This is a genomic window from Streptomyces sp. PTY087I2 (assembly GCF_001687325.1).
Lineage (GTDB): Bacteria > Actinomycetota > Actinomycetes > Streptomycetales > Streptomycetaceae > Streptomyces.
This window is the reverse complement of sequence record NZ_LZRD01000008.1, coordinates 238232-262119: the sequence shown is the minus strand read 5'-3', so window position 1 is coordinate 262119 and position 23888 is coordinate 238232. Positions and strand designations below refer to the sequence as shown.

The window sequence follows — 23888 nt, the reverse complement described above, 5'->3', positions numbered from 1 at the left end:
CGGCTAACGGTCGGCGGCCAACGCTCGGTGATCAGTGCTCGGCGGTCACTGTCCGGCCAGGGAGGCGCGGCGGATGGTGGCGTCGACGAGGGCCAGGGCGTCGGCGGCGGTGCGGCCGGGATGGCGGTTCCAGGGGCCGATCAGCCCCGTCCAGCCCTGCGCGCGCAGCTCCGTGATCAGCCAGGCACCGGCCCGGTCCACGGTGTCGAGGGAGCCGTAGCCGAGGCGGTGCGCGGAGACCATGGCGCCGCAGACGCAGCGTGCGCCACGCGCGTTCCGCAGCCGGTACGGGGTGTTCTGCCAGCCCCACTCGGCCAGGATCTGCCGTGCGTAGCCGAGATGGGCCGAGGGGCGCAGGTCGCTCTGCCCGACCCGCCGCCAGAGGTGGACGCGGTCGGGCAGCATCGCCCCCAGCCGCCCGGGCAGCGGACGCTCGTGCGGAGACGGCGCGGGCAGGGCCCGCAGGGTGTCGTCGATCAGCCGGTCCACGGGTACGGACAGCAGGCTCCGCCAGTCGGAGGGCCGCGCGGGGGAGGGGGCAGGGGCAGCCGCGGGGTCGGGCTCGGGGGCGGTGTGCTTCCAGCCCGTGACGATCTGCTGCCACGCCTGGGTGTCGTGCAGCCGGGCGGCCTGGCCGTCGAGCCGATCGGGGGTGAGGACAGCGGTCGCCATATGCGGTCATCTCCGTACATTTCGGTCCTCTGTGTGAGGCGAATGTCGGTCACGCGCGGCGATTGCTCCAGTGGAACGTGGCGTTCGGGTGTGTGGCACCCGCCCCCTGGCGGGTCCGGGCGTCAGGCGGAGGTGACCGGGAGTCCCGCCGCGCGCCAGGCCTGGAAGCCGCCGACCAGATCGGTGGCCCGGTGCAGTCCCAGCTGCCGCAGTGAGGCGACCGCGAGGCTGGACGCGTATCCCTCGTTGCAGATGACGACGACCTGGAGGTCATGGCCGACCGCCTCGGGCGCGCGGTGGCTGCCCTGCGGGTCGAGCCGCCATTCCAGTTCGTTGCGCTCGACGACCAGCGCGCCGGGGATCAGTCCGTCCCGGTCGCGGAGTGCCGCGTACCGGATGTCCACCAGCAGGGCCCCGGCCTCCGCCGCCGCGGCGGCATCGGCCGGGTCGATGCGCTCGTAGCCGGCCCTGACCCGCTCCAGCAACTCGTCGATGCCCACCGGGACAGGGACGTCCGGCACGGCCTCGCTCCCGTTCGTGCTCCGGTTCTCGCTCACTGCCAGTCCTCGGGGCTCTCGGTCTGCTCCAGCCGGAGCACCGCACCGGTGCGGCTGAACCGGCGGATCCGCGGCAGCGGCGGGTAGTAGGCGTGGACGGAGATCGCGTGCACGTCCTCGGACTCGTTGAGGACCTCATGGACGTGGTTCTGTCCGAAGGCCCGGCCCTGACCGGCCGCCAGCTCCCTCGACCGGTCCACCCCGTCCGTCAGCTCCAGCGTCTTCCAGCCGTCGGTGGGCAGCCGCACGGCCAGCGAGTGCTCCTTGAGGACACCGGCCGCCGTCGTGAACGCGCCGATGGAGTCGGCGTGATCGTGCCAGCCCGTGCCGGTGCCGGGCGGCCAGCCGATCAGCCACGCCTCGCTGCCGCCGGGGCCGTCGAGCCGGATCCAGGTGCGGCCCTCCGGATCGAGGGGCAACGAGGCGATGAGCGCCTCGTCCCGGGCGGTGCGGCGGACGAACTCCAGCAGCTCCGCGACCGTCGGCGCGGCGGCAGCGGCAGCGGAGGAAGAGGAAGGAGAAGGCACCGAGCCGGCCGTGGGCACGGCGGAGTGAGCGGAAGACACGAGGACCGTCCTGAGAGTTCGCGCGGGGTTCCGGCCGTGCGGAAAGCGGCACGGACCGGCAGAGGGAGGCGATTCAGCAGGACGGGCGACACACGCAGCCCGCGTAACGGACGAGGTCCATATGGACCCTCCGCCACAGGCGCACATCGGTGTCGGTCATGATCTGGAGTACACCACGCGGGCCCGTAACGGTCAATGTGCGCTCGGGTCCCGTCCGACCCGCGGACGGGACCCCTGCGTCCGCGACGGACCACCGGTCCGCGGGGCCCAACCCCCGTCAGCGGACCCGCCACCCGTCAGCGGGCGTCCGACCGCGGACGGGACCTGCGCGTCCGCGACCGACCACCGGCCAGCGGGGCCCAACCCCCGCCACCGGGCCCACCATCCGTCACCGACCCGCCACCCCTCAACGGTGCCTGGCGGTCCCCTCCGCGTGGACCCGCGCCCGGGGCGGCTTCTCGCCCCTGCCCTCCCGGTCGCCGCTCTCCTCCTCGTCCTCCTCCGCCGCGTGCTCCCGCCCGCCACCGGGCGCACCGCCCAGTGCGGCCTGCGCAGCGGTGAACAGCTCCGCGGGCCGTACGCCCCCGAAGGCCGCCACCAGATGCCCGTCCGGCCTCACCAGCAGGACGGTATGGGCGGACGCTCCCGGATAGCTCTCCGTGACCAGCAGCTCCGTCGTCCCGGGGAGCGCCGCCACGGCGTCCGTGAGGCGGGGCATGACGCCCGCGGTCCGCCAGTGCCGCCGGTCCCAGACGCCGGTCCCCGGCGCGACCAGGATCACCAGCAGGTGGCCCTGTCCGAGCCGCTCCCGCAGCCGCGTCGTCGTTCCGTCCGGCGCGGCCACCGTCACATCGGCGACCGGCGCACCGGGGGGCGTACCGACAACGGTGTGCGCCTCGGCGTGCGGTGGTGAAAGGGGGGAGTGCGAGTACGAAGGGGGCGCACCCAGCGCTCCGCGGCCCAGATGGCCGTCGGCGAGCAGGGTGTCGTGACCGCGTGCGGCGCCCGGGACCAGGGTCCGCAGACCGCCTCCGCCGCGCAGTATCGGCAGCGACTGATCGGCGGCGCGCAACCGGGCGGCCACCGCGGCCCGCCGCTCCGCCTGGTAGCTGTCGAGCAGTTGCTCGGCCGGGCCGTGGTGCCAGGCGTGGGCCAGCTTCCAGGCCAGGTTCTCGGCGTCCCGAATCCCCTCGTCGAGCCCCTGCGTGCCCAGAGCCCCCAGCAGGTGGGCGGCGTCTCCGGCCAGGAAGGCACGCTGCTTGCGCCAGCGCCGGGCAAGCCGGTGGTGGAGCGTGTGGACGCCGGTGTCCAGCAGTTCGTACGCTGGGGTCTCGCCGCACCAGCCGGCCAGCGTGTCCCGGATCCGGGTGATCACGGCCTCGGGGGTGACCAGTTCGCCGCGCGGCGGCAGCAGCCAGTCCAGCCGCCAGACGCCGTTCGGCAGCGGTCGGGCCGCGATCTCCTCGCCGCCGGTCCGCCAGGGCGGCTGCCGGTGCAGAACGGCCTCGTCGGGCCAGGGCAGTTCGGCCCTCAGCGCGGCGACGGCATGCCGCTCCACCGCCGTACGACCGGGAAAGCGGATGTCCAGCAGCTTGCGCACGGTCGACCGGGCGCCGTCGCAGCCGACCAGATAACTCCCGCGCCACCAGGTCGATCCCGGCTCCCTGGTGTGCACCGTGATGCCGTCGCGGTCCTGCTCCAGGGTGTCGATCCGGCTCATCGGCGCCAGCTGGACCAGCGGTTCCTTGTCCACCGCCGCACGCAGCGCGCCGCTCAGCTCGTGCTGCGGCAGGTGCAGCGGTGAGGGAAGGAGCCCGGGGAGCGGCTCGCCGTCCTCGTCCGTGCGGCCCCCGCTCAGCGGCATGTCCCGGACCAGCTGCTTCCGGCGCATCGAACGCCAGCCCGCCCAGCGCAGCCCGACCCGGTCCAGCTCCCGGCAGCCGAGGCGGCCCACCAGGTCGGCGGTGTCCTCGCGCAGCACGACCGTGCGGGCGGGCCGGGGCTCCTCCGCGCCGGGGCCCTCGTCGAGGACCACCGAGGGGACGCCCTGGGCGGCGAGGGCCAGCGACAGCGTCAGGCCGACGGGCCCGGCGCCGACGACGATCACCGGGTCCACAGCGCGTACCCTCCGGCCCTGACGGTCATGCGGAACGTGGCAGAAACAGCCGGGTGCGTGATCACAGAACGTATGCAACCCACTGGTGGTGCTTGCGTCAAGTGACCGAGGCAGCGACGCGTGCGCCGCTGCCTCGAATGCTCCTGCACGGCGGGGCCGGGAAGGCCCCGGGGAGGTCAGTCCTTCGTCACTCCGGCCCCAGCGGCACCATCGACCGTCGGGCCTGCGCCCCCTGCGCCCCCGGCCCGCGGGCCGGGAATGTCCTCCACCGCGGGGATGTCGGCGGTCTGGACGCCGGGTGCCACCTTGATGCCGGTCTTGGCGCGGCGGCCGCGCTTCTCGATCCACGTCGCCAGCGCCGAGAGCAGCAGACACATCGCGATGTAGATCGTGCCGATGACGACGATCGTCGAGACGTACGGGTACTGGCCGTTCACCTGGGTGTTGGAGGCGATCAGGCGTGCGGTCTGGAGCAGCTCCGGGTACAGGATGATGAAGCCGAGCGAGGTGTCCTTGAGGGTCACCACGAGCTGGCTGATGATCGTCGGCAGCATCGACCGGATCGCCTGCGGCATCAGGACGGTCGTCATGACCTGCGTCTTGCTCATGCCGAGGGCGTACGCCGCCTCGCGCTGGCCCTTGGGCACCGCGTTGATGCCGGCCCGCAGCACCTCGGCCTGGACGCAGCCGTTGTAGACGGAGAGGCCCGCCGCCAGCGCCCACATCGAGTAGTCGGTGAGGAAGCCGACCCAGATCGCGTAGATGGTGATCAGCAGCGGCAGCGAGCGGAACAGCTCGATGAACGTGGTCGCCACCCAGCGGACCGGCTTGTGGTCGGAGAGCCGGCCCACCGCCAGGAGCACGCCGAGGACGAGCGAGCCGACCGCCGCGAGACCGAACGCCTTGAGGGTCGCGAGCACGGCGTCGGCGATGTTCTGCCGGATCCCCGCGTAGTTGAAGATGTCCCACATCTCGGGGGCGAGGTGCCCCTTGTCGGCGAGCCGCAGGATGCTGACGACGATCAGCGCCGCGATGGCGAGCGTGCCGACGACGGCGTAGATGCGGTTGCGGACGACGGCCTTGGGACCCGGGGCGTCGTAAAGAACGCTGGCGCTCATCGGGCGACCTCCATGCGACGCTCCAGCAGCCGGAAGAGGCCGCTGATGGTAAAGGTGATGATCAGGTACCCGATGGCCACCCAGATGAAGACGGGGACGATGTCGTAGCCCTTGTCACTCATCAGCTTCTGCCAGCCGAACAGTTCGGCGTTGCTGAAGGCGCCGGCGATCGCGGAGTTCTTCGTCAGGGCGATGAAGATGCTGCTGAGCGGCGGGATCACCGTCCGCGTCGCCTGGGGGAGCACGACGATCCGCAGGGTCTGGGCGAACGTCATGCCGATCGAGCGCGCGGCCTCCGCCTGTCCCAGCGGCACGGTGCTGATGCCGGAGCGGACCGCCTCGCAGATGAAGGACGAGGTGTAGAAGCCGAGGGCCAGGGAGCCGAGGACGAACGGGCTCATCCCCGGGAAGAGGATCTCCGGCACCACGAAGAAGAAGATCAGGAAGAGCAGCGTCAGCGGGGTGTTGCGCATCAGCGTGACCCACGCGGTGCCGAAGTACCGCAGCGGCGGCACCGGCGAGACGCGGAATCCGGCGACGACGACACCGAGAACCAGGGCGATAAGCGAGCTGACGGCGGTGATCGACACAGTTCCTATGAAGCCGTCGCGGAACGCTGGGAAATTGTCGAGCAGTACGTTCATGAGGTCTCCGCGTCGGCGGTCATCGGCATCGGGGCAGGGGAAGGAGCGCCCCGTTCGCCCGCCGTCCCCGGGGAGAGGGTGCGGCGGGGGCGTACGGGACGCCTGTGTCACTCGCGGGGCGTCGTGACGGGTGTCGGCACGCGGACACCGGCGGCTGCCGGGTCCGACGCGGACATGTGCCGGGCGCCCGGTGGTGCCGGGCGCCCGAGGACGTCAGTAACGCTCGATGGCCGGCGGGTCGACGTAGTCCGAGCCGGACAGGCCGAGGGTGGCCTCGTAGATCTTCTTGTACGTGCCGTCCTTGACGCGGTCCTCCAGCGACTTGCTGATGGCCTCGCGGAGCACCTTGTCGTCCTTGTTCAGGCCGACGCCGTAGGGCTCGTCGGTGAACGGCTTGCCGACGACCTTGAGCTTGCCGGAGTTGGCGGCGGCGTAACCCTTGAGGATCGAGTCGTCCGTGGTGACGGCGTCGACCTGCTTGGTCAGCAGCTGCTGCACGCAGTCGGAGTACTTGGCCAGCTCGACGACGCTCGCGCCGTACTCCGGCTTCTTGATCTCCTGGAGCGGCGTGGAGCCGACGATCGAGCAGACCTTCTTGCCCTTCACCGACTCCTTGCCGGTGATGGACTTCTCGTCCTGGCGCACCAGGAGGTCGGCGCCGGCCTTGTAGTACGGACCGGCGAAGCCGACCTGCTTCTTGCGCTCGTCGTTGATCGTGTAGGTGCCGACGTAGTAGTCGACCTGGCCCTTGGAGATGGCCGTCTCACGGACGCCGGAGTCGACCGTCTTCCACTCGATCTGCTTGTCCGAGAAGCCCAGGTCGGCGGCGACCATCTTGGCGATCTCGATGTCGAAGCCCGAACGCTCCTTGGTCGACTGGTCCTCGAAGCCCAGGTACGGCTGGTCGGCCTTGGCGCCGATGACCAGCTTGCCGCGCTCCTTGGCCTTCTTGAAGACCGGGGAGTCCAGGTCGACACCGGAGGCCGCGGTGTACGTCGGGAGCGCGGGGGCCTCGGAGGAACCCGGCTTCGTGCCGCCCGGCTTGTCACCGGCGGAACCCTCCTTGCCACCACACGCGGTCGCGGTCAGGGCGAGGACGGCGATGGCCGCCAGGGCGGCGGATTTGCGGAGCTTCATGTGAACAATCCTTAGGTCGTAGGTCGTTGTCGTCAGTGGTGAAGGATCTTCGACAGGAAGTCCTTGGCCCGGTCGCTGCGCGGATTGCTGAAGAACTGGTCGGGCGCCGCCTCTTCGACGATCTTCCCGTCCGCCATGAACACGACGCGGTTGGCGGCGGACCGGGCGAAGCCCATCTCATGGGTGACGACGATCATCGTCATCCCGTCCCTGGCCAGCTGCTGCATGACCTCCAGGACCTCGTTGATCATCTCCGGGTCGAGCGCCGACGTGGGCTCGTCGAAGAGCATGACCTTCGGGTCCATCGCCAACGCCCGTGCGATCGCGACGCGTTGCTGCTGGCCACCGGAGAGCTGCGCCGGGTACTTGTCGGCCTGTACGCCGACGCCCACCCGGTCGAGCAGGGTCCGGGCCTTCTCCTCCGCGGCCTTCTTGTCGGCCTTGCGGACCTTGATCTGGCCCAGCATGACGTTCTCCAGCACCGTCTTGTGTGCGAAGAGATTGAACGACTGGAAGACCATGCCCACGTCGGCACGCAGCCTGGCCAGCTCCTTGCCCTCCTGGGGCAGGGGCTTGCCGTCGATCGAGATCGCTCCCGAGTCGACCGTCTCCAAGCGGTTGATCGTGCGGCACAGCGTGGACTTGCCGGACCCGGAAGGCCCGATGACGACCACGACCTCGCCACGGGCGATGGTCAGGTCGATGTCCTGGAGCACATGCAGCGCGCCGAAGTGCTTGTTGACGTTGCTCAGTACGACCAGGTCGTTCGCCGCGGGCGCGGCATCCTCGGCGGCCTTGGTCACTGAAACTCCGCTCATCGGCTTCTTGCTCCGTCCTCCTCGGTTGAACAAGGACCCTAATGACGCAGTGCGACCAACGTCATTACATCTGAGCGGAAATTGAGCATAACGATCCGGCGGCAACCGGACACTCCGCGTGAACAGGACGCCCCGCGCCGCCCCGGGGCGTACCGGGTGCATAACGGAAACCCCGCTGTAACCGGCAGACTCTTGACTGGTGAGCCGTTCATCGGCGTGGATGCCTTGAGCGAGGTCGACGCGAAGCGTCGATGAACGGAAGATCACCGCACGGGTCTTCCGGATGAAGCAGGGTGAAACGCGGGACAACACCCGGTGACAGCGTGCAACGGTTGTACGGAGGAGCCCGAGGAGCCGGACGGCCCCGGGAGAGACGGAGGGAGGGTCATGAGACTGCTGCTCGTCGAGGACGACGACCATGTCGCGGCGGCCCTGTCCGCCGTGCTCGCCCGGCACGGATTCCAGGTCGTGCACGCCCGCAACGGCGAGGAGGCCCTGCGTGCGCTGCTGCCCGCCGAGAGGGAGCCCTTCGGGGTGATCCTCCTCGACCTCGGCCTGCCCGACCAGGACGGCTACGAGGTCTGCGGCAAGATCCGCAAGCGCACCGCGACCCCCGTGATCATGGTCACCGCCCGCGCCGACGTGCGCTCGCGCATCCACGGCCTCAACCTGGGCGCCGACGACTACGTCACCAAGCCGTACGACACCGGCGAGCTGCTCGCCCGTATCCACGCGGTCGCCCGGCGCACCTCCGGGGGCGAGGACACCGCCCCGACCCCCGTCGCCGCCCTGCGCCTCGGCCCGGTCGCCATCGAGCTGCCGACCCGCCGGGTCAGCGTCGACGGCGAGGAAGTCCAGCTCACCCGCAAGGAGTTCGACCTGCTGGCCCTCCTCGCCCAGCGCCCCGGCGTCGTCTTCCGCCGCGAGCAGATCATCAGCGAGGTCTGGCGCACCAGCTGGGAGGGGACCGGACGCACCCTGGAGGTCCACGTCGCCTCCCTGCGCTCCAAGCTGCGGCTGCCCACCCTGATCGAGACCGTGCGGGGCGTCGGCTACCGGCTCGTCGCGCCGTCCGCGTAACCGAACGGGTACGTTTCCCCGGTGCGCTCCCGCCTGCTCCCGCTGCTCATCGTCCTGATGGCCGCAGTCCTGGTCACCCTCGGCTTCCCGCTCGCGATCAGCGTGGCCGCCGCCGAGCAGCAGCGCCTGGTCATCGACCGGATCGACGACACCGCGCGGTTCGCCGCCCTGGCGCAGGCCATCACCGACACCTCCCCGGACAGCGAGGAGCGCCGCCGCACCCTCCAGACCGACCTGGAGGTCTACGCCTCGGTGTACGACATCCGCGCCGGCGTCTTCTTCCAGGACGACCGGGCCCTGGCCAAGGCGCCCGGCTCCTGGACCCTGCCCGCCGAGGGGGAGGGGCGCACGGCCTTCGACGAGGCGCTGCTCGGCCGCCGCTCGCACGATCCGCCGCAGGTCTGGCCCTGGCGCGACGGGCGCGTCGTCGTCGCCTCGCCCGTGGTGCGCGACGGCGATGTGGTCGCCGTGGTCGTCATCGACTCACCCACCGGCGAGATGCGGTCCCGGATCCTGCGGACCTGGCTGCTGATCGGCCTCGGCGAGGCCCTGGCCCTGCTGGTGGCGGTCGCCGCGGCGGTCCGGCTCACCGGCTGGGTCCTGCTGCCCGTACGGACATTGGACGCGGCCACCCGGGACATCGCCGGGGGCCGCATGCGCTCCCGCGTCGCCGCCTCCGCCGGGCCGCCGGAGCTCCGGCACCTGGCCCGCTCCTTCAACGAGATGGCGGACAACGTCGAGGACGTGCTGGAGCAGCAGCGCGCCTTCGTCGCCGACGCCTCGCACCAGCTGCGCAACCCGCTCGCCGCCCTGCTGCTGCGCATCGAGCTGCTCGCCCTGGAGCTGCCCGAGGACAGCGAGGAGATCGCCGCCGTGCGCACCGAGGGCAAGCGGCTGGCCCGGGTCCTCGACGACCTCCTGGACCTCGCGCTGGCCGAGCACGCCGAGGCGGACCTCCAGCTGATCGACATCGTCCCGCTCACCGCCGAACGCGTCGCCTCCTGGCGCCCGATGGCGGACCGCGAGGGCGTGCGGCTCACCCTGGAAGGCTCCCCGGCGGCCACCGCCTGGGCCGACCCCGTGGCGCTCTCCAGCGCCCTGGACGCGGTGATCGACAACGCCCTGAAGTTCACCCCGGCCGGCGAGGACGTCACCGTCACCGTCGCTGCCGGAACCCGTACGACGACCGTCGCGGTCGCCGACCGGGGCCCCGGCCTCACCGAAGCGGAACTGGAACGTGTCGGGGACCGCTTCTGGCGCAGCACCCGCCACCAGAATGTCAGCGGGTCGGGCCTGGGCCTCTCGATCTCCCGGGTGCTGCTCGCGGCGGGCGGCGGCTCGATCGCGTACGAACACCACGCACCGCACGGCCTGCGGGTGACCGTCTCACTGCCCCGCGAACAGCCGGGCGGCTGAGCCGGGAGCCCGGGTTGAGGAGGGCCCGTGCCCTCGCCGAACAGCTTTCGGGGTTTCACCGAACCGCCATTCACGGCTTTCACCGAACAGCGTTTACGGCTTCACCGAGCGGTAATAGTCCTTGGCGCCTTCGTGCACGTCCAGCGGATCCGTGTAGATCGCCGTCCGCAGATCCACCAGCTGCGCCGCGTGGACCTCACGGCCGATCCGGTCCCGGCTGTTGATCACCGTCCGGGTGAAGGCCTCGGTCATGGCCGCGTCCGTACGGTCGGTCGTCACCAGCAGATTGGCGACGGCGACTGTGGGCACCGACTGGCCCTGCTGGGCCTCCGGATAGGCGTCGGCGGGCATCATGGCCGACCGGTAGAAACGGGTGGGCCCGGTCGCCGCCTGCAACTTCGCGACCAGGGCCGCCTCCAGCGGCACCAGCCGGATGTCGAAGCGCTCCGACAGCTCCTGCACGGCGGCGGTCGGCAGCCCGCCCGACCAGAAGAAGGCGTCCAGCCGCCCCTGCGTCAGCCGTACGGGCATGGTGTCGATGCCCACCGGCACCGGGGTGATGTCGTCGGCCGGATCGAGCCCCGCCGCCTTCAGCAGCCGGTCCGCGACCAGCCGCACCCCCGAACCCTCCTGGCCGACGCCCACCCGCTTGTCCCGCAGGTCGGAGACGCTGCGGATGTCGGAGTCGCGGGGGACGACCAGCTGGACGTAGTCGTCGTACAGCCGGACGCAGCCGCGCAGCCGCTGGGCGCCCGGCCTGCCGTCGCGCAGATAGGTCGCCACGGCGTCGGCCGTCGCGATGGTGAAGTCCGCCTCGCCCGTCGCCACCCGGGCGAGGTTCTGCTGCGACCCCTCGCTGGTCCGCAGCCGTATGGCCACCTCCGGCATGTCCTTGGCGAGCGCGTCCTCCAGCCGTTCCCCGTACCGCTGGTAGACCCCGCTGGGCACCCCGGTGGAGAAGGTGAGCGGACCGCTCGGGTCCCCCTCGTCCCCCTGGGGCAGAAGCCACCACGCGAGCAGCCCGAGCACGACCGCTAGGACGGCGCCCGTCTGAAGGGTGCGTCGGCGGCCGAATCGGGACAGAGCGTGGTGCATGCGCGCGATCCTGCCAGCTCACCCGCCCCCCTGGCCAGGCTCGCCCATGAGGCCCGCCCCACAGTCGGCGGGGGAGCGGAGAGGGGCAGGGCACGGGGGCGGAGGGGCGCCGCCCGGCAACCGCCTACCCTTGTCCCATGAGCAGCGGCAACCGGAGCGAAGCAGTGGACGTCCAGAAGAGCTACGAGGTGCGCACCTACGGGTGCCAGATGAACGTCCACGACTCCGAACGGCTGTCGGGTCTCCTGGAGGGCGCCGGTTACGTCCGCGCCCCCGAAGGCTCCGACGGCGACGCCGACGTCGTCGTCTTCAACACCTGCGCGGTGCGCGAGAACGCCGACAACAAGCTGTACGGGAACCTCGGCCGCCTCGCGCCCATGAAGACCAAGCGCCCCGGGATGCAGATCGCCGTCGGCGGCTGTCTCGCGCAGAAGGACCGCGACACCATCGTCAAGCGGGCCCCCTGGGTCGACGTCGTCTTCGGCACGCACAACATCGGCAAACTGCCGGTCCTCCTGGAGCGCGCCCGCATCCAGGAAGAGGCCCAGATCGAGATCGCCGAGTCCCTGGAGGCCTTCCCCTCCACGCTCCCCACTCGCCGCGAGTCCGCCTACGCCGCGTGGGTCTCCATCTCCGTCGGCTGCAACAACACCTGCACCTTCTGCATCGTCCCGGCGCTGCGCGGCAAGGAGAAGGACCGCCGCACCGGCGACATCCTGGCCGAGATCGAGGCCCTGGTCGCCGAGGGCGTCTCCGAGATCACCCTCCTCGGCCAGAACGTCAACGCGTACGGCTCCGACATCGGCGACCGCGAGGCCTTCTCCAAGCTGCTGCGCGCCTGCGGAAAGATCGAGGGCCTGGAGCGCGTCCGCTTCACCTCGCCGCACCCCCGCGACTTCACCGACGACGTCATCGCCGCCATGGCCGAGACGCCCAACGTGATGCCGCAGCTCCACATGCCGATGCAGTCCGGATCGGACACCATTCTGAAAGCGATGCGCCGTTCCTACCGCCAGGAGCGCTTCCTCGGGATCATCGAGAAGGTGCGCGCCGCGATGCCGGACGCCGCCATCTCCACCGACATCATCGTGGGCTTCCCCGGCGAGACGGAGGAGGACTTCGAGCAGACGATGCACGCCGTCCGCGAGGCCCGCTTCGCCAACGCGTTCACCTTCCAGTACTCCAAGCGCCCCGGGACCCCGGCCGCCGACATGGACGGCCAGATCCCCAAGGAGGTCGTCCAGGAGCGGTACATGCGCCTGTCCGCCCTCCAGGAGCAGATCTCCTGGGACGAGAACAAGAAGCAGGTCGGCCGCACCCTGGACGTCATGGTCGCCGAGGGCGAGGGCCGCAAGGACGGCGCCACCCAGCGCCTCTCCGGCCGCGCGCCCGACAACCGCCTGGTCCACTTCACGCAGCCCGAGAAGCCCGTGCGCCCGGGTGACGTGGTGACCGTCGAGATCACCTACGCCGCCCCGCACCACCTGCTCGCGGAGGGCACGCCGCTCGCCGTACGGTCCACCCGCGCGGGCGACGCGTGGGAGAAGCGCACCACCGAGGCCGCCGCGAAGCCCGCGGGAGTGATGCTGGGCCTTCCCGGCATCGGCGCCCCGGACCCGCTTCCGGCCGCCACGGCCCCGGCCTGCGGCATCGGCTGAGGGCTGAGCGGGCCGAGGGGCTGAGCGGGTCGGGAGCGCGCCGGTCGGGGCCTTGGGCTGAGGCCCCAGGGCCGGCGGTCCGTCGCCCTGGGCCGATGGCCGGGTGTGGTCCACCGGTCCGGGCCGACGGCCCACGCGGCCGACCGGCCCGCGGCCGTCGGCAAGTACGCTGACCGGCATGCTTGTCGCCGCCGCCGTGTGCCCCTGTCCGCCGCTCCTGGTGCCCGAGGTCGCCGCCGGGGCCGCCCCCGAGCTCGACGCCGCGCGTGACGCGTGCCTCGACGCCGTGGGCGTGCTCGCCGCCGCGCGACCGGACCTGCTCGTCGTCGTGGGGCCGGGGGACGACCGGTCCGCCGGGCCCTACCCGGCGGGTGCGCACGGCACCTTCCGCGGCGTCGGCGTGGACCTCGACGTGACGCTCGGCGACGCACCCGAGGACGCCGCGACGGCGGGCGGTCCGCTGCCCCAGTCCCTCACCGTGGGCGCCTGGCTGCTGGACCGGGCCCACTGGGCGGGGGCCCCCATCGAAGGGCTCGCCCTTTCACAGGGCGCGGCCCCGGAAGACTGCGCGGAGGCCGGACGCGCCCTCGCCCGCCGCGCCGACCGGGTCGCGCTCCTGGTGATGGGCGACGGCAGCGCCTGCCGCACCCTCAAGGCGCCCGGCTACCTCGACGACCGGGCCGCCGCGTTCGACGCCCTGGCCACCGAGGCGCTCGGCTCCGCGGACCTCGACGCCATCGCCGCGCTCGACGCCACGCTCGCCCACGAGCTCAAGGCGGCCGGCCGGGCCCCCTGGCAGCTGCTCGGCGGCGCCGCGCGGGACGCCGGACTCGCCGGACGGCTGCTGTACGAGGACGCCCCCTACGGCGTCGGGTACACCGTCGCCGCCTGGTCCTGACAGGCCGGCCGCTCCTGGACGTACACCCTGGTCGCAACAGACCGGCGGCGGGCCCGGAGCGCTCGGCTCCGGACCCGCCGCCGGGGTGGGACCGCTGCCTCAGGACGCGGGCGGCGGCGGAGGCGTGTTGCCGGGGGTGTTCCCGGGCGTACCCGGGGTTCCGGGCGTGCCGTCGTCCTTCTGGCCCAGCTTGTCCACGGCCTCCTTGGCCTTGCGCGTACCAGAATCGATCTTGTCGCTGTACTTGCCCTTGGTCTTCTGGTCGACCGTGCGCGCGGCCTTGTCGAGACCCTGCTCGATCTTGTCCCCGTGCTGCTGCGCGAGGTCACCGACCTTTTCCTTGGCCGGCCCCAGCTTGGCCTTCAGGTTGTCCAGGAACCCCATTGGGTCACCTTCCGTGCAGTGTGAGGACAGTGTTCGCGGGAGCGTTCTCCCGCCCCCATTGTCCGTCACCTGTCCGTTCCTGCCGTATTTACTCCTCCGATGGCGCTTACGCGTTGCATCCTTGACGTCGCCTTAAGCGCCCGGCCACCTCCCACCGACCACCCGGTCTGTTCGGGAGGGCCCGGAATTTTGGGAGACTGTCCGGGTGACCCCTCCCCGCCCCGCCCCCCGCGTCATCACCGTCGTAGGCCCCACAGCGGCCGGCAAATCGGATCTGGGGGTCTTTCTCGCCCAGCGGCTCGACGGCGAGGTGATCAACGCCGACTCCATGCAGCTCTACCGGGGGATGGACATCGGCACGGCCAAGCTGACGCTCCCGGAGCGCGACGGCGTGCCGCACCGGCTGCTGGATATCTGGGACGTCACCGAGGCCGCCAGCGTCGCCGAGTACCAGCGCCTGGCCCGCCTGGAGATCGACCGGCTGCTCGCCGAGGGGCGCACACCCGTTCTGGTCGGCGGCTCCGGGCTGTACGTCAAGGGCGCCATCGACGCCCTGGAGTTCCCCGGTACGGACCCCGAGGTGCGCGCCCGCCTCGAAGCGGAGCTGGCCGAGGGCGGCTCCGGCGTCCTGCACGCACGGCTCGCCGCCGCCGACCCGGAGGCCGCCCGGTCCATCCTGGCGAGCAACGGCCGCCGTATCGTCCGCGCCCTCGAAGTCATCGAGATCACCGGCAAGCCCTTCACCGCCAACCTCCCCGGCGACGAGCCGGTCTACGACGCCCTACAGATCGGCGTCGACGTGGACCGCCCCGAACTGGACGAGCGCATCGCCCTGCGCGTCGACCGCATGTGGGAGGCCGGACTCGTGGACGAGGTGCGCGCCCTGGAGAAGTCCGGGCTGCGCGAGGGCCTCACCGCCTCACGGGCCCTCGGCTACCAGCAGATCCTCGCGGCACTCGCGGGGGAGTGCACTGAGGACGAGGCGCGGGCCGAGACCGTGCGCGCCACCAAGCGCTTCGCCCGCCGTCAGGATTCGTGGTTCCGCCGCGACCCGCGTGTCGTGTGGCTCGGCGGCGGAGACCGTGACCGGGGGGAACTCCCGGACCGGGCACTGACGTTGGTCGAACGAGCGGTCACAGCCTGATCACGTGATGGCATCGGGAAGCTCCGCCCGTCAATTCGGCGCCCGTGACCGTGCCATCATCGAGCATCGATCCACCAGTGGAGTCCGAGTTGGGAGGGCGCGTGGCGATGGAGGCCGGCCCTCGCGACACGGAGCAGCGCGACACAGAGCACGAGGTGCCGTCACCGCGGGAGACCGCGGGACGGCTGAGCCCCGACGGGCCCGACGAGCAGGACGTGACCCCCGAGGTCGAGGTCGAGCTGCGGCCCACCCGCAAGCTGCGGATCTGGCAGCTCGCCCCCATCGTCATGCTCGCCGCGGTCGGCTCGCTGATGTTCGCCTTCCCGCTCGCCTTCGAGTTCGGTGACGGCGGCGCGATCGTCGCCATGCTCGGGCTCCTGATCAGCTGCTGCGCGGCCGGCTGGGGCATGATGGCGGCCCGCCGCGTGGGGCACACCTGGCCCGGACTGCCCTCCCGGGGCTCGGGCGACCGCCCCGACTGGCGGGTGATCGCGCTGTACGCCGCGACCGGCCTCGCCCTCGTCGCCCTCGCCGTCTGGCGCGTGGCCCGGCTGCGCTGACGGCCGCGGACCCGCGACGAGCCCTCGGCGCCCCGGTGGACCGACCCGGATGACGAAGCCGATCGCGCGGGGGCTGCCCCGGACGCCGGGTCCGCCGGAGCGGACTGTCGGCGCCGCCTCGTACAGTGGGCGTGTGAGCACCTCGCAGATCGCCTTCCTCAAGGGTCACGGCACCGAGAACGACTTCGTGATCGTCCCGGACCCGGACAACGCCCTCACGCTGCCCGCAGCCCTCGTCGCCCGGCTCTGCGACCGCCGGGCCGGTATCGGCGGCGACGGCCTGCTGCACGTCGTGCGGTCCGCCGCGCACCCCGAGGCGCGGTCCATGGCGGACGAGGCCGAGTGGTTCATGGACTACCGCAACGCGGACGGCTCGATCGCCGAGATGTGCGGCAACGGCGTGCGGGTCTTCGCGCACTACCTCCAGCGCGCCGGCCTCGTCGACGAGGGCGACCTGACCGTCGCCACCCGGGGCGGCCCCAAGCGCGTGCACCTTGCCAAGAACGGCGACATCACCGTCTCCATGGGGCAGGCCCTGCTGCCCGACGCGAGCGTCACGGTCAGCGTCGGCGGCCGCAGCTGGCCCGCCCGCAACGTCAACATGGGCAACCCCCACGCCGTCGCCTTCGTCGACGACCTGGCCCACGCGGGCGATCTGTTCACCGCCCCTCCCTTCACCCCCGAGGCGGTCTACCCCGAAGGCGTCAACGTCGAGTTCGTCGTCGACCGGGGCCCGCGCCACGTCGGCATGCGGGTCCACGAGCGCGGCTCCGGCGAGACCCGCTCCTGCGGCACCGGGGCCTGCGCGGTCGCCGTCGCCACCGCCCGCCGGGACGGCGCCGACCCCGCCGCGACCGGCCTCCCCGTCACGTACCGGGTGGATCTCCCCGGCGGCACCCTCGTCATCACCGAACACCCCGACGGCGCGGTCGAGATGACCGGCCCCGCCGTGATCGTCGCCGAAGGCGTCATCGACCCGGCCTGGCTCGAAACCGCCTGAGAAATGGCCGGACACCTCCCGCTGACCGGCTCGCCGCCCTCAGAGGCCGGGCTCGCTCGAAACGGTGATCGGTCCGGGCTTCGCTCGAATGGGTGATCCGTTTCACGCTGGGCGAGAGCGGGACTGCGCCACGTGGTGGGCTCGATAGCATCAAGCACCGGCCCCGAGGCGCATCCAGCCCTCGCCCCGCCGGTCGAGTCGCCGGAGGTGCCCATGAGTGCAGAGGCCGCCGATCCGGGCGCCCCCCTTCGCAGGCGGAGCCGCCCCCGGATCGATCTGCGCAGACTGGGCCGGGTGGCACTGCGCGGTCCGGTCTCCCGCGACCGGCTGCCCGACGCCATCAGCCATGTCGCCGAGGCGCACCGCGCCCACCACCCCGACGCCGATCTGACCATCCTGCGCCGGGCCTACGTCCTCGCGGAGTCCTCGCACCGCGGCCAGATGCGCAAGAGCGGCGAGCCGTACATCACGCATCCGCTGGCCGTGACGCTGATCCTCGCCGAGCTGGGCGCCGAGACCACCACCCTCACCGCCTCCCTGCTCCACGACACCGTCGAGGACACGGAAGTGACGCTCGATCAGGTCCGGGGGCAGTTCGGCGAAGAGGTCTGCTATCTCGTCGACGGCGTCACCAAACTGGAGAAGGTCGACTACGGCGCCGCCGCCGAACCGGAGACCTTCCGCAAGATGCTCGTCGCCACCGGCAACGACGTCCGGGTCATGTCCATCAAGCTCGCGGACCGGCTGCACAACATGCGCACCCTCGGGGTGATGCGCCCCGAGAAGCAGGAGCGGATCGCCAAGGTCACCCGGGACGTCCTCATCCCGCTCGCCGAACGGCTCGGCGTACAGGCGCTCAAGACCGAGCTGGAGGACCTGGTCTTCGCGATTCTGCACCCCGAGGAGTACGAGGAGACCCGCGCCCTCATCGCCGCCGCGACGGGCCCGGACGACCCCCTCGAAACCATCGCCGACAATGTGACGCACACCCTGCGCGACGCGGGCATCAGCGCCGAAGTCCTCATCAGGCCACGCCACTTCGTCTCCGTGCACCGGGTCCGCAGGAAACGCGGCGAACTGCGCGGCACCGATTTCGGCCGGCTGCTCGTCCTGGTCGGCGAGGACGCCGACTGCTACGCCGTCCTCGGGGAACTGCACACCTGCTTCACCCCGGTGATCTCCGAGTTCAAGGACTTCATCGCCGCCCCCAAGTTCAACCTGTACCAGTCGCTGCACACCGCCGTCGTCGGCCCCGAGGGAGCCGTCGCCGAAGTCCTCATCCGTACGCACCGGATGCACAAGGTCGCCGAGGCGGGCGTCGTCGCGCTGGGCAACCCGTACGCCCAGGACCCCGCCGCCGCCCAGCACGCCGAGCCGTCCGACGAGCGCGCCGACCCGACCCGGCCCGGCTGGCTCTCCCGGCTGCTGGACTGGCAGGAGTCCGCCACCGACCCCGACACCTTCTGGACCACCCTGCGCGACGACCTCGCCCAGGACCGCGAGATCACCGTCTTCCGCACCGACGGCGGCACCCTCGGGCTGCCCGCCGGGGCCAGCTGCGTCGACGCCGCCTACGCGCAGTACGGCGACCGGGCCCACACCGCCATCGGGGCCCGCGTCAACGGCCGCCTCGCCACCCTGAGCACCGTCCTCAGCGACGGCGACACCGTGCAGCCGCTGCTCGCCCAGGACACCGCCTCCGGCCCGTCGCCCGACTGGCTCGACCACGCGCGCACCCCCGCCGCCCGGATCGCGATCACCGGCTGGTTCAGCGACCACCCGGACGAGGCGAAGCCCGACCCGGAGCCCGTCGACGCGACCGGACCGGGCGCTCAGGGCGAGCCCTCCGCCGTATCGGGCTCCTCCGCCCTCTCGGCTTCTCCGGCTTCTTCGACTCCTTCGGCTTCTTCGGAACGCGAGGGTCCGGGGGGCGCGGCCGCCGTCCGCACCCGGTCCGGGCCCCGTGCCACGGGCGTCGTCGTCGAGGGCCCGGACGCGCCGGTGCGCCTGGCCGGCTGCTGTACGCCGGTGCCCCCCGACGAGCTGACCGGCTTCGTCGTCCGGGGCGGCGCGGTCACCGTGCACCGCAAGGAGTGCCCCGCCGTCGCCGCGATGCAGGAGATCGGCCGCGCCCCGGTCGGGGCCCACTGGGCGGACGGGGAGGGCCGGGAATCCGACGCGGGCTGCCGGGTCACCCTGGTCGCCGAATCGTTCGGCCGCCCCCGGCTCCTCGCCGACCTCACCGAGGCCATCGCCACCGCCGACGCGGCGATCGTCGCCGCCACCGTGGAACCGCCCAGCGAGCAGCGGGTCCGCCACACCTACACCCTCCAGCTCCCCGACGCGGCCGGTCTTCCCGGCCTGATGCGCGCCATGCGCGATGTCGCCGGGGTCTACGACGTCAGCCGCGCCCAGCACCCGGCGCCGGCCGGCTGAGCGGCACCCGGAAAAGCCGTCCCACCGGCCGGGCCGCACCGAACGCGGCCCGCCCCGGCAGGCTGAGCCGCCCCGCACCATCCGTCCTCGTTCGGGTGGTGCGGCGCGCGGCTCCCCGGCCCGGCGGCCCCGCGCTGATAGCCGTAGTCCATGCCGCTCCTGACCCGCCGCCTGCGCGTCGCCCTGCTGGCGACCGCCTCGGCCACCCTCGTCGCCGCCGCCCTGCCCGCCCCCGAGCCCCTGGGCATCGGCGACCGGCTCTTCCCCGAGCTGGGCAACCCCGGATACGACGTCCTCGCGTACGACATCGCCTTCACGTACCACGGCTCCAACACCAAGCCCCTGGACGCCGTCACCAGGATCAGGGCCCGCACCACCGCCCCGCTGGACCGGATCAACCTCGACTTCGCCCGGGGCGCCGTCCGGGGCGTCGAGGTCAACGGGCAGAGCGTCGACTTCGGCAGCAAGGGAGAGGACCTCGTCCTCCAGGCGCCCCGCCGCCTCCCCGCCGGCGTACCGCTGAACATCACCGTCCGGCACACCAGCGACCCGAGCGGATCCGGGGACGACGGCGGCTGGGTGCGGACCGCCGACGGGCTCGCCATGGCCAACCAGGCCGACGCCGCCCACCGCGTCTTCCCGAGCAACGACCACCCCTCCGACAAGGCGTACTTCACCTTCCGGATCACCGCCCCGCACCGGCTGACGGCGGTCGCGGCCGGGCTGCCCGTGGCCAAGACCCGGCACGGCTCCTCGACCACCTGGACGTACCGTACGCAGCACCCCATGGCCACCGAACTGGCCCAGGTCTCCATCGGCAGCTCCGCGGTCGCCCACCGCACCGGCCCGCACGGGCTGCCGGTGCGCGACGTCGTCCCGGCCGCCGACCGGAAGAAGCTGGAGCCCTGGCTGAGGAAGACCCCGGCCCAGCTGGAGTGGATGGAGCAGCGGGTCGGCCGCTACCCCTTCGAGACGTACGGAGTGCTCGTCGCCGACAGCCCCATCGGGTTCGCCCTGGAGACGCAGACGCTGTCCCTGTTCGGGAAGTCGTTCTTCACCGAGCCCGCCTACCCGGAGTGGTACGTCGACTCGGTGATGATCCACGAGCTGGCCCACCAGTGGTTCGGCAACAGCGTCTCGCCCGCGAGCTGGTCCGACCTGTGGCTCAACGAGGGACACGCCAGCTGGTACGAGGCCCGGTACGCCGAGGAGAACGGCGGCCCGACCCTGGAACGCCGGATGCGCGAGGCGTACAAGCTCTCCGACGGCTGGCGGGCGGACGGCGGCCCTCCGGCGCACCCGGACGGCCCGGCCCCGGGGCAGAAGCTCAGCCTGTTCCGCCCGGTGATGTACGACGGCAGCGCGCTGGTGCTCTACGCCCTGCGCCAGGAGATCGGCGAGGCCGCCTTCGACCGGCTGGAGCGCACCTGGGTCCGGGTGCACCGGGACTCCACGGCGACCACCGCCGACTTCACCCGGCTCGCCTCCGGGATCGCTGGACGCGACCTGGCCGCCTTCTTCGACGGCTGGCTGTACGGCAAGAAGACGCCGCCGATGCCCGGACACCCGGACTGGAGCAGCGCGAAACCCGCGTGACGGGCCCGGCGGGGCCGTGCCACTATCGACGCGTCGGCGCGGCGGACCGCACCGGAGTTCCCCGCAGGGAATCATCCGGGAAGATCACACGTTGTGACTGGCGTAAAGACTTCTATCGACGTAAGGATCCAATGACCTCCTCTTCTTCCCTTCCCCAGGACGCGCAGGACGCGCAGAGCGCCACGGAGAACACCACCGAGAGCCTCACCGAGGCCCGCCGGGCCGACGCCCTGATGGAAGAGGACGTCGCCTGGAGCCACGAGATCGACGGAGCCCGGGACGGCGACCAGCTCGACCGCTCCGAGCGTGCCGCCCTGCGGCGTGTGGCCGGTCTCTCCACCGAGCTCGAGGACGTCACCGAGGTCGAGTACCGCCAGCTGCGCCTGGAGCGCGTGGTGCTGGTGGGCGTCTGGACCTCGGGGACGGTGCACGACGCGGAGATCTCCCTCGCGGAGCTCGCCGCACTCGCCGAGACGGCGGGCGCGCAGGTGCTGGACGCGGTGTACCAGCGGCGCGACAAGCCCGACCCGGCGACGTACATCGGTTCGGGCAAGGCGCTGGAGCTGCGCGACATCGTGCTCGAATCCGGTGCCGACACCGTCGTCTGCGACGGTGAGCTGAGCCCCGGCCAGCTGATCCATCTGGAAGACGTCGTCAAGGTCAAGGTGGTCGACCGGACCGCCCTGATCCTCGACATCTTCGCCCAGCACGCCAAGTCCCGCGAGGGCAAGGCGCAGGTCTCGCTCGCACAGATGCAGTACATGCTGCCCCGGCTGCGCGGCTGGGGTCAGTCGCTCTCCCGGCAGATGGGCGGCGGCGGTTCCAGCGGCGGTGGCGGTATGGCCACCCGTGGTCCCGGTGAGACCAAGATCGAGACCGACCGGCGGCGGATCCGCGAGAAGATGGCGAAGATGCGCCGGGAGATCGCGGAGATGAAGACCGGCCGCGAGATCAAGCGGCAGGAGCGCAAGCGCAACAAGGTGCCCTCCGTCGCCATCGCCGGATACACCAACGCCGGCAAGTCCTCGCTGCTCAACCGGCTGACCGGGGCCGGTGTCCTGGTGGAGAACGCCCTGTTCGCCACCCTGGACCCGACCGTCCGCCGGGCCGAGACGCCGAGCGGCCGTATCTACACCCTCGCCGACACCGTCGGCTTCGTCCGGCATCTGCCGCACCACCTCGTCGAGGCGTTCCGCTCCACGATGGAGGAGGTCGGCGAGTCCGATCTCATCCTCCATGTGGTGGACGGCTCCCACCCGGTGCCGGAGGAGCAGCTCGCCGCGGTGCGTGAGGTGATCCGGGACGTCGGCGCGGTGAACGTACGAGAGATCGTCGTCATCAACAAGGCGGACGCGGCGGATCCCCTGGTCCTCCAGCGCCTCCTGCGCAACGAGAAGTACGCGATCGCGGTCTCGGCCCGGACGGGCGAAGGCATCGAGGAGCTGCTCGCGCTCATCGACGCCGAGCTGCCCCGGCCGTCCGTCGGGGTCGAGGTGCTCGTGCCGTACATCCAGGGGGCCCTGGTCTCCCGGGTGCACGCCGAGGGCGAGGTGCTCTCCGAGGAGCACACCGCCGAGGGGACCCTGCTCAAGGCCCAGGTCCACGAGGAGCTGGCCGCCGAGCTGGAGACCTTCGCCCTCGCCGCGCACTGACGGCCGCAGGACCGCACGACAGCCGAAGGCCCGGCCCGGACTCTCCAGGAAGTCCGGGCCGGGCCTTCGGCGTGCGGTCGGTGTCCGTGCCTACTGTCCGGCGAACTTGTCGCTCATCGTCGCGAAGGTGCGCCGGGCGTCCTCGCCGAGCCGGGGTCCGGCCAGCCAGCCCGCCGTGACCGGGCCGATCGACGTGTTGGAGACCAGCATCGACTTCCCGTCCGGTCCGGCGACGAACCAGCCGCCACCGGAGGAGCCGCCCGTCATGGTGCAGCCGATCCGGTACATGGTCGGGGTGCCCGGGGCGATCGAGAGCCGCCCGGGACGGTCGACGCACTGGTGCATCAGCAGACCGTCGTACGGCGGACCCGCCGGGTAGCCCCAGGCGCCCATGCCGCTGATCTGCTGGATCTCCGGAGCGTCGAAGGAGACCGGCAGCGCGTTGCCCACCGTCTCCTCCAGCGACTTCGTCCCGTTCTGGGGCTTCACGTGCAGGACCGCGTAGTCGTACGGCGCGCCGGCGCCGCCCGTCGGACCGCCGCCGGAGATCCACTCGCCGGAGGACGCGGCCCAGTCCGCCCAGTAGGAGCCGTACGGGGCGACCTCCTGCGGCTGCGCGGTCCGCAGCTGCGCCGCGTTCTTGCCCTGGTCGTTGTACGAGGGCACGAAGATGATGTTGCGGTACCAGCCGCCGCCCGCGCCCGCGTGCACGCAGTGCCCGGCGGTCCACACGAGGTTGGACTTCCCGGGGTTCTTCGGGTCCTTCACGACCGTGCCCGAGCACACCATGGAGCCCTTGGGGGAGTCGAAGAAGACCTTGCCGACCGGGGCGGCGTGCCGGTGGTAGGGCAGCTTCTCCGGCTTGGCCTGCACCGGGGCGGGCTCCGGGTCGCTGACGTCCTGGCCTGCGGAGAGGTCACCGGCCGACATCGTCTTGGCGGGCTCCTCGGCCGACGCCATCCGCTCCGGCTTCCACAGGCCGTCGATGACCGGGTTGACGAAGTCCTCGGCCTTGCGGAGCCAGTTCTCCTTGTCCCAGTTCTTCCACTCCCCGTTCTTCCACTTCTCCGGGTCCACCCCGTGCTTCCTCAGGGCGTCGCCCAGATCACCGGGAAGACCGGCGGCGGGGTCCTTCTCGGCCGCCCCGTCGGTGGCCGACGGCTCGGCGGCCGCGGAGTTCTCCTCGGGGCCGCAAGCTGTGGCCGTCAGTGTGAGCGCCGCGACGAGGCCGGTGACGGCCAGCAGCGGACGTATCGATCGCATGGAAGAAATCCCCCTGAACAGCTGATGCGTGCGATGGCGCGCGACCGCGTCCGGCGTGCGGACGTGGCGGTCGCGGTC

At 71.9% G+C, this 23888-nt stretch carries 22 protein-coding genes; 10 read left to right on the top strand and 12 right to left on the bottom strand.

What is annotated here, in order from left to right:
* Window positions 1-45 precede the first annotated feature (45 nt).
* The 9 genes from A3Q37_RS11205 to A3Q37_RS11170 form a co-directional block, all read right to left on the bottom strand.
* Window positions 46-672 (bottom strand): hypothetical protein, encoded by a 627-nt coding sequence (locus A3Q37_RS11205; RefSeq protein ID WP_065481680.1) that lies wholly within the window; start codon window positions 670-672, stop codon window positions 46-48.
* 122 nt (window positions 673-794) lie between these two features.
* Window positions 795-1229, bottom strand: a complete 435-nt coding sequence (locus tag A3Q37_RS11200) for a rhodanese-like domain-containing protein (RefSeq protein WP_065481677.1) — start codon at window positions 1227-1229, stop codon at window positions 795-797.
* Entirely contained in the window at window positions 1226-1795 is a 570-nt protein-coding gene (locus tag A3Q37_RS11195; protein WP_065481674.1) for a cysteine dioxygenase, read from the bottom strand. Before A3Q37_RS11195 ends, A3Q37_RS11200 begins: the two co-directional genes overlap by 4 nt.
* A 73-nt stretch (window positions 1796-1868) precedes the next feature.
* The gene (locus tag A3Q37_RS38325) at window positions 1869-1955 is read right to left on the bottom strand and encodes a putative leader peptide (protein ID WP_311605579.1); all 87 of its coding nucleotides are present in this window, start codon (window positions 1953-1955) and stop codon (window positions 1869-1871) included.
* A gap of 246 nt (window positions 1956-2201) precedes the next feature.
* Complete coding sequence (locus A3Q37_RS11190) at window positions 2202-3911, bottom strand: FAD-dependent monooxygenase (RefSeq protein WP_065481673.1); 1710 nt, start codon at window positions 3909-3911, stop codon at window positions 2202-2204.
* Between the two features lie 176 nt (window positions 3912-4087).
* A complete protein-coding gene (locus A3Q37_RS11185) occupies window positions 4088-5029 on the bottom strand; it encodes an amino acid ABC transporter permease (protein ID WP_065481670.1) in 942 nt (313 codons plus the stop codon).
* Window positions 5026-5673 (bottom strand): amino acid ABC transporter permease, encoded by a 648-nt coding sequence (locus A3Q37_RS11180; RefSeq protein ID WP_065481666.1) that lies wholly within the window; start codon window positions 5671-5673, stop codon window positions 5026-5028. Before A3Q37_RS11180 ends, A3Q37_RS11185 begins: the two co-directional genes overlap by 4 nt.
* A gap of 213 nt (window positions 5674-5886) precedes the next feature.
* Window positions 5887-6810: a glutamate ABC transporter substrate-binding protein gene (locus A3Q37_RS11175; protein WP_065481665.1), complete on the bottom strand. Its 924-nt coding sequence runs from the start codon at window positions 6808-6810 to the stop codon at window positions 5887-5889.
* Between the two features lie 32 nt (window positions 6811-6842).
* Window positions 6843-7628: an amino acid ABC transporter ATP-binding protein gene (locus A3Q37_RS11170; protein WP_065481664.1), complete on the bottom strand. Its 786-nt coding sequence runs from the start codon at window positions 7626-7628 to the stop codon at window positions 6843-6845.
* A 387-nt stretch (window positions 7629-8015) separates the two neighbouring features.
* Between A3Q37_RS11170 and A3Q37_RS11165 the strand changes: the two genes are divergently transcribed.
* Window positions 8016-8708, top strand: coding sequence for a response regulator transcription factor (locus tag A3Q37_RS11165; RefSeq protein WP_065481661.1), 693 nt, complete (start codon window positions 8016-8018; stop codon window positions 8706-8708).
* A gap of 21 nt (window positions 8709-8729) precedes the next feature.
* Entirely contained in the window at window positions 8730-10124 is a 1395-nt protein-coding gene (locus tag A3Q37_RS11160) for a HAMP domain-containing sensor histidine kinase (RefSeq protein WP_065481658.1), read from the top strand.
* A 93-nt stretch (window positions 10125-10217) separates the two neighbouring features.
* Here A3Q37_RS11160 and A3Q37_RS11155 read toward each other — a convergent pair whose 3' ends face one another.
* Window positions 10218-11219, bottom strand: a complete 1002-nt coding sequence (locus tag A3Q37_RS11155; RefSeq protein WP_065481656.1) for a TAXI family TRAP transporter solute-binding subunit — start codon at window positions 11217-11219, stop codon at window positions 10218-10220.
* A 137-nt stretch (window positions 11220-11356) separates the two neighbouring features.
* On the opposite strand from A3Q37_RS11155, the gene miaB reads away from it, so the two are divergent.
* On the top strand, window positions 11357-12877 hold the full coding sequence (gene miaB, locus A3Q37_RS11150) for a tRNA (N6-isopentenyl adenosine(37)-C2)-methylthiotransferase MiaB (RefSeq protein WP_065481651.1): 1521 nt from the start codon (window positions 11357-11359) through the stop codon (window positions 12875-12877).
* A 178-nt stretch (window positions 12878-13055) separates the two neighbouring features.
* Window positions 13056-13775, top strand: coding sequence for a class III extradiol dioxygenase subunit B-like domain-containing protein (locus tag A3Q37_RS11145; protein ID WP_065481644.1), 720 nt, complete (start codon window positions 13056-13058; stop codon window positions 13773-13775).
* A 99-nt stretch (window positions 13776-13874) separates the two neighbouring features.
* Here the strand turns inward: A3Q37_RS11145 and A3Q37_RS11140 are convergent, their stop codons facing one another.
* Window positions 13875-14159 carry an antitoxin gene (locus A3Q37_RS11140; protein ID WP_065481642.1) on the bottom strand — a complete coding sequence of 95 codons (285 nt, stop codon included), beginning with the start codon at window positions 14157-14159 and terminating at the stop codon, window positions 13875-13877.
* A gap of 205 nt (window positions 14160-14364) precedes the next feature.
* Between A3Q37_RS11140 and miaA the strand changes: the two genes are divergently transcribed.
* The 6 genes from miaA to hflX all read left to right on the top strand — a co-directional run bounded on the left by miaA (window position 14365) and on the right by hflX (window position 22547).
* The gene (miaA, locus tag A3Q37_RS11135) at window positions 14365-15303 is read left to right on the top strand and encodes a tRNA (adenosine(37)-N6)-dimethylallyltransferase MiaA (RefSeq protein ID WP_065481639.1); all 939 of its coding nucleotides are present in this window, start codon (window positions 14365-14367) and stop codon (window positions 15301-15303) included.
* Window positions 15304-15410: 107 nt separating this feature from the next.
* Complete coding sequence (locus tag A3Q37_RS11130) at window positions 15411-15863, top strand: hypothetical protein (protein ID WP_010072354.1); 453 nt, start codon at window positions 15411-15413, stop codon at window positions 15861-15863.
* A 133-nt stretch (window positions 15864-15996) separates the two neighbouring features.
* Window positions 15997-16863: a diaminopimelate epimerase gene (gene dapF / locus A3Q37_RS11125; RefSeq protein ID WP_065481636.1), complete on the top strand. Its 867-nt coding sequence runs from the start codon at window positions 15997-15999 to the stop codon at window positions 16861-16863.
* Between the two features lie 213 nt (window positions 16864-17076).
* Window positions 17077-19299 (top strand): bifunctional (p)ppGpp synthetase/guanosine-3',5'-bis(diphosphate) 3'-pyrophosphohydrolase, encoded by a 2223-nt coding sequence (locus A3Q37_RS11120; protein WP_065481633.1) that lies wholly within the window; start codon window positions 17077-17079, stop codon window positions 19297-19299.
* Between the two features lie 150 nt (window positions 19300-19449).
* Entirely contained in the window at window positions 19450-20895 is a 1446-nt protein-coding gene (locus tag A3Q37_RS11115) for a M1 family metallopeptidase (RefSeq protein WP_065481630.1), read from the top strand.
* Window positions 20896-21026: 131 nt separating this feature from the next.
* On the top strand, window positions 21027-22547 hold the full coding sequence (hflX, locus tag A3Q37_RS11110; RefSeq protein WP_065481627.1) for a GTPase HflX: 1521 nt from the start codon (window positions 21027-21029) through the stop codon (window positions 22545-22547).
* Between the two features lie 90 nt (window positions 22548-22637).
* On the opposite strand, the gene A3Q37_RS11105 is transcribed toward hflX, so the two are convergent.
* Window positions 22638-23810, bottom strand: coding sequence for a serine protease (locus A3Q37_RS11105; protein WP_065481625.1), 1173 nt, complete (start codon window positions 23808-23810; stop codon window positions 22638-22640).
* Between the last annotated feature and the right edge of the window lie 78 nt (window positions 23811-23888).